4 protein-coding genes are annotated in these 4,848 nt (G+C 73.0%); 2 read left to right on the forward strand and 2 right to left on the reverse strand.

All coding sequences use genetic code 11. The features are described 5' to 3' along the window. Nucleotides 1-65 precede the first annotated feature (65 nt). Together efeO and ABD308_RS37995 are read right to left on the reverse strand one after the other, a co-directional pair. Nucleotides 66-1,208, reverse strand: coding sequence for an iron uptake system protein EfeO (gene efeO, locus ABD308_RS37990; protein WP_344345421.1), 1,143 nt, complete (start codon nt 1,206-1,208; stop codon nt 66-68). Nucleotides 1,209-1,521: 313 nt separating this feature from the next. Then, complete coding sequence (locus ABD308_RS37995) at nt 1,522-2,412, reverse strand: ABC transporter ATP-binding protein (RefSeq protein WP_344345423.1); 891 nt, start codon at nt 2,410-2,412, stop codon at nt 1,522-1,524. A gap of 394 nt (nt 2,413-2,806) precedes the next feature. On the opposite strand from ABD308_RS37995, the gene ABD308_RS38000 reads away from it, so the two are divergent. Together ABD308_RS38000 and ABD308_RS38005 are read left to right on the forward strand one after the other, a co-directional pair. Then, entirely contained in the window at nt 2,807-4,261 is a 1,455-nt protein-coding gene (locus ABD308_RS38000; RefSeq protein WP_344345425.1) for a condensation domain-containing protein, read from the forward strand. A 145-nt stretch (nt 4,262-4,406) separates the two neighbouring features. After that, the coding region (locus ABD308_RS38005; RefSeq protein ID WP_344345427.1) for an AMP-binding protein at nt 4,407-4,848 on the forward strand (442 nt) is incomplete at its 3' end.

The raw sequence follows: 4,848 nt of genomic DNA on the forward strand, positions 1-4,848 counted from the left end.
GCCGCCACGGCGGAGTGCGGGTGCGGTGCGCGGTGCGGTGCCCGGCGCGCGCCGGGCGGTGGGCGTTACTTCGCGACCACCGCGGCGGCCAGCTTCGACAGCGGCTCCGCCAGCGCGTTGACGGCGTCGGAGAGGACCTTGCGCTCGGTCTCGGCGACCTTGTCGTAGGAGGTGTAGGTGCCGTCGGCCTGCTTGTACTTGGCGAGCAGGGTCTCGATGGCGGCGAACTCGGTGTCCAGCGTCTTGGCCAGCTCGGCGTCCTTCTCGGCGGCGACCGGCTTCAGCAGCTCGTAGGCCTTCTTGGCGCCCTCGATGTTGGCGGCGAAGTCGACCAGGTCGGTGTGGCTGTAGCGCTCCTCCTCGCCGGTGACCTTGCCGGTGGCGACCTCGTCCAGCAGCTCCTTGGCGCCGTTGGCCATGCTGGTCGCGGTGATCTCCGCCTCGGGGACCTTCTTCTGCCAGTCCTTCAGGTCGGCGACCAGCTGGTCGGCGAGCTTCTTCTCGGCGTCACCGATCGCGGCGTCGGCCCACAGCGACTTCTCCAGCTTGTGCCAGCCGGTCCACTCCTGGCCCGGCTCCAGGCCGTCCTCGCGGGCGTCGGTCTTCGGGTCGATGTCGCCGAAGCTCTCGGCGACCGGCTCGGTGCGCTCCCAGCCGGTGCGCGAGGGCGCGTAGAGGGACTTGGCCTTCTCCAGGTCGCCGGACTTGATCGCGGCGGCGAACGCCTCGACGGCCGGGATGGTGAGGTCGGCCTGCTCCTGGGCGTAGGTGCGGTAGGCGGCGACGGCCGCGGTCAGCCGCGGGTCGGCCGGGGCGGCCGAGCCGCCGTCACCGGTGACGGTGATCTTCTGGCGGATGCCGTCGCCGACCATGCCCGGCTTGCAGGCGACCTCGTACGAGCCGGCCTTGATCTCGGCGGTGATGCTCGCCTTGGTGCCCGGACCGATGTTCTCGCGCTCGGTGACGATCTTGTCGCCCTCGGCGTAGACGTAGACCTCGGTGACCTTCGAGCCCTTGTTGGCGACCTCGAACACGACGTGACCGGCCGGGAAGCTGGTCTTCGAGAGCTCGCAGGCGGTGTCGGTGGCGTTCACCTTGACGGCGTCCGAGGAGGCCTTGTCGTCCTTCTTCTGCGAGCAGCCCGCCAGTGCGGCGGTCGCCACGGCGAGGGTGAGCAGCGTGGCTGCGGTGGAACGACGGGCGGACATGCGGGCTCCAGCGGTCAGGGCAGGGCGTGACAGGGCAGGACTGAGCACGTGGGAACGACGGCGCCGAATAGACGGCCCCACCCACTTAGCTAAGGCATACCTTAGGGATATCGGATTTTGCCGTCTACACCGGGGTCGGTCACGAAACGGTGCAGGTGGGAGTGGGCTCACGGCGCCCCGGCCGTCGGTCCACCGACGATTTCCGGCCACCGGGGGCGCGTACGGGCGTGGCGATAAAGGCAAAGAAGTGGTAAAGGGGCGCGCACCGGCGGCGCGCACCCCCTTTTCCGGCCTTTCCCGGGCCCGGCCGCCCTCAGACCGCCGGGGTGCGCCCGGAGCGCCGGGGCGCGGCGGCGCGGGCGGTCCAGCGGCCCTCGTGCCGGGTGATCCGGATCGGGTGCCCGAAGGTGGCGCTCACCAGCCCGGTGGTCATCACCTCGTCCACCGGCCCGGCCGCGACCGTCTCCCCTCCGCGCAGCAGCAGCGCGTGCGTGGTGGACTCCGGCAGCTCCTCCAGGTGATGGGTGACCAGCACGCTGGCCAGCTCGGGGTGCTGGTGGCGCAGCAGGTCCAGGCTGTCCAGCAGCAGCTCGCGGGCGGTCAGGTCGAGCCCGGTGGCGGGCTCGTCGAGCAGCAGCAGCCGTGGGCTGGGCATCAGCGCGCGGGCGATCAGCGCCCGGCCGCGCTCCCCCTGCGAGAGCGTGGTCCACGCGGACTCCGCCGCCGCCGTCATGCCGAGGGTGTCGATCAGCCGCTCGGCCCGGTCCAGCTCCTCCGGGGCGGGCTTGCGGTGCAGGTCCGGCTCGATGGTGCCGGTCGTACCGGTGAGCACCACCTCGCGCACCGTCAGCGGCGAGCGCAGCGGGTGGCGGGGGTTGACGTGGCCGAGGTGGGCGCGCAGGCCGCGGACGTCGACCCGGCCGAGCCGGCGGCCGAGCACGTCCACCTCGCCGCGGGTGGGGTGGGAGACCGCGCCGAGCAGGGCGAGCAGGGTGGACTTGCCGGCGCCGTTGGGGCCCAGCAGCGCCCAGTGCTCGCCGGGGTGGATGGCGAGGTCGATCCCGCGCAGCAGGTGGCGCCCGTCGCGGACGACGTCGACGGCGCGGGTGCGCAGCAGCGGCTCACCGGCAGGCCCCGCGGGAGTGGTGGGCCCGGCGGTCCCGGTAGGCGGGCCGGAGGGCGTGCGCGGATCGGGCGTGCTCATGCGGGCGGTCCTCCTGGGGGTCCGGTGCCGGGCGTCGTCACGGGCACGGCGCCGCCACCGGACGGGCCGGCGCCGACCGTCCGCGTGCAGAGTACAACCGCCGCCCGGGACGGCGGGCGGGGCGTCCGCGCACTGGACACCGCCGCCGGGGAGCGCGGCGAGCCGATCAACAATTTGCCGAATACGCGGCGCTACGCTCTGAAGCGGATCGGGTGCCCATGGCGATCCCCCCCCCGTTTGCAGAACGGTGGGCGGGACTTCTTCGCCGCGCCTGCGAGGCGTTCGAGTCCGGGGCGCACGGCGGCCGCGGGAAAACCGGCCGGACAAACCCGTTGCCCCTGATCGCAGCCCACTGATCCGCGAAAACCGCCCCTTCGTCCGGAAGAGAAGCACCATGCGCCAAGTTCCTTTGGAATCGGCCGATATCGCGCCGGGGCACGTTGTCGAGTGGCGCATCACCCCGCCGGACCCGGCCCACGCGGACCACGCGGACCACCGCGAGACGCGGAACCGGCGAAGCGCCTCGTTCAATCAGGACAAGCACCACGCGCTGATCGACGAATCCCGCAACACCGACGAGCCGCTGGCCTCGTGGCTCGCCGTCACGTTCGAGATCCAGGGAACGCTGAACCGCGCGGCACTGGAGTCGGCGCTGCTCTTCCTGGTGCGGCGGCACGACGTGCTGCGCTGCGAGTTCCAGCGGCTGCTCGGGAACCTGTCGTACGCCGTGCACCGACCGGACGGCATCGAGATCGAGGCCATCGACATGGGCGAGTTCGACACCTCCCAGGAGATCCGGGCTTTCCTGTCGGACGGATTCCAGAAGGGCGTCGACACGATGGCCTGGCCGCCGTACGTCATGGGCGCCGTCATCCGGGAGACCGGCTCCAGCACGGTCTACCTCGCCTTCGACCACATCGTGTCCGACGGCATGTCGATGCCGAACGTGGTCCGCGACGTCCAGGTCGCGTACGCCGCGTACCGCCGGGGCGCGGAGCCCGACCTCCCGCCCCCGGGAAGCTACCTGGAGTTCGCCCGCGAGCAGCGCCGGGGCTACGCGTCCATCGGCGTCGACGACGACCGGCTCGCCTACTGGCGGTCCTTCATCGGCCGCAACGGCGGTGTCTTCCCGCGCTTCCCGCTGGACCTCGGGGGCGAGCCCGGCCGGCTGTACCCGGCGGTGAACGAGACCGCGACCCTGCTGGACGACCGGCAGTCCGAGGCGCTGGAGGCCCGCTGCCGGGACGTGGGCGGGAAGCCGTTCATGGGACTGCTCGCGGCGGTGGCCGTGGCCCTGCGGGAGGAGGGCGGCCCGGACCTCTACCGGGCACTGATGCCGCTCAGCGAACGCGGCCGGGGCACCTGGCGGAACTCCCTCGGATGGTTCGTGAACACCCTGCCCATCGAGTTCCCGGTCTCCCGCGACCTCGGCTTCGCCCAGCTGGTCACCGGCGTCCGGGACGGCTTCACCACGATGATGGAGAGCATCGACGTGCCCTTCATCCGGGCCTGGGAGCTCCTCGCGCCGGAGCACTTCACCGGCCGCTGCTGGCCGTTCCCGGTCAACTTCGTCTCCTACATCGACATGCGGAAGTGCCCGGGCGCCGAGCACCACCCCCGGTGGCGGCCGACCGCGTACGTGTGGGTGTCGCGGGTGAACGGCAGCACCTCGTGGTTCCAGCGGGACTCCGCCGGTCTGCACGTCAACTCGATCTACGTCGACACCCCGCAGGCCCACCGGACCATGGCCGCCCTCCACCACACCCTGCGCGAGACCCTGCGGGCGATGGCCAGGCCCGTGGCGCTGGCCGGCCCCAGAGCGGTGCCCGACGTCCTGCTGAAGGCCTGACGACACCGGCGCGCCCCCGCACGCCCCTGTACCCGGAGGGGAGTTGGCGGCACGATCGGGGAACCGGGACGGAACGCCGGGAGGGGGAACCGGAACCGGGCACCGGAGCGTGGAAGCGGTGCGGGACGGGCCGGAGGGGGCTGGCATGGCAGGGACGGGTGAACCGGTCGAGGCCGGGACGGGACGCGCCGGGACGCTGCCCGGGCGCTTCGAGGAGCGGGTACGGCGCGACCCCGGGGCGGTCGCCGTCCGGTGGGCCGGGCGGGAGCTGACCTACGGTGAGCTGGACGCGCGGGCCGACCGGCTGGCCCGGCACCTGGCCGGCCTCGGGCTCGGCCCCGGCGGGCGGGCCGCGGTGGCGATCGGCCGGGGCACCGAGGTGTACGTCGCCCTGCTCGCCGTGCTGAAGACCGGCGCCGCGTACGTGCCGCTGGAGCCGGGCGCACCGGACCCGCTGCTGCGGCACGTGCTCGACGAGGCCTCGCCGGCCCTGGTCGTCACCGAGGAGGTCCACCGGATCCGGCTGACCGACGCCGGCGCGCCGGCGCTGGTCTGCGTGGACTCCGCCGCCGCCGGCCTGGCGGGGC

Source organism: Kitasatospora putterlickiae (assembly GCF_039527695.1).
GTDB classification, from domain to species: Bacteria; Actinomycetota; Actinomycetes; order Streptomycetales; family Streptomycetaceae; genus Kitasatospora; species Kitasatospora putterlickiae.

Excerpts from the sequence above, each read along its gene's own strand:
- efeO (WP_344345421.1), bottom strand. The coding sequence starts at position 1,208 with ATGTCCGCCCGTCGTTCCACCGCAGCCACGCTGCTCACCCTCGCCGTG.
- ABD308_RS37995 (WP_344345423.1), bottom strand. The coding sequence starts at position 2,412 with ATGAGCACGCCCGATCCGCGCACGCCCTCCGGCCCGCCTACCGGGACC.
- ABD308_RS38000 (WP_344345425.1), top strand. The coding sequence starts at position 2,807 with ATGCGCCAAGTTCCTTTGGAATCGGCCGATATCGCGCCGGGGCACGTT.